Origin of the sequence: Mycobacterium parascrofulaceum ATCC BAA-614 (assembly GCF_000164135.1) — a bacterium.
In the GTDB taxonomy this organism is placed as follows: Bacteria; Actinomycetota; Actinomycetes; order Mycobacteriales; family Mycobacteriaceae; genus Mycobacterium; species Mycobacterium parascrofulaceum.
In genome coordinates, this window is record NZ_GG770657.1 from 1 (window position 1) to 675 (window position 675).

The 675-nt window shown below is 69.9% G+C and carries 1 protein-coding gene; it reads right to left on the bottom strand.

Annotated elements, in window-relative coordinates; genetic code table 11:
• Positions 1-212 precede the first annotated feature (212 nt).
• On the bottom strand, positions 213-675 hold a 463-nt coding region (locus tag HMPREF0591_RS30100; protein ID WP_208857821.1), incomplete at its 5' end, for a hypothetical protein.

A 675-nucleotide genomic window follows, 5' to 3' on the forward strand; every position in this document is an offset into this window, starting at 1 on the left:
CGCGGGCGTGGGTTGCGCGCTCGGGCCCCCGGCCGATTAGGCTGCGACCCCTGCTGACGGCTATGAAGGTGAGGGGCTACGGATGTGGCCGCCGCCAGGTGGCCAGTCCGGTCGCGCGGGGCGCGCCGGCACCGTGGGGCCCCGGGAAGATAGCGGCCCGGCCAACCCCCTGGTGGTGGGAGTCGGCCGGGCCCGGGAGGAGTCTCGCCACGTCACCGTGCCGACGTTGTGACCAGTTCGCGTCGGGTGCGGTGGTGTTCGGTTAAGCCGAGTCGCGCCGCGACGCGGTGCACGGTACGGGTGGTCGTGTAGAGACGCCAGGCGATCAGCTCGAGCTCCACCCGTCCGTGCATTCGGCGAACTGCTTCATCGCGGTCTGCCCCGCGCAGCGGCAACCGTAGCCCGTCGTGGGCGACCTGCAGGACGGCCAATTCGTCGATGCCGCGAACGCTGTCGTGCTCGCTGTCTTGGTCGTGGATGGGCTGCTGGCGGGATGGGTCGCGATCGGAGTTAAACGCTTGTGCCTCGTCGTCGCCGGTGATGGCCCATGGGTTGATCACTGTGCTCATGGTGGGTCTCCGTTCTGGATCGTGGTGGAGTGCGCCGGTCAGCGCGGGAGTGCGGTCAAGCGGGTGAGGGTGGGCGCGCAATCCCCGAAGGGTCCGCGCCAAACGC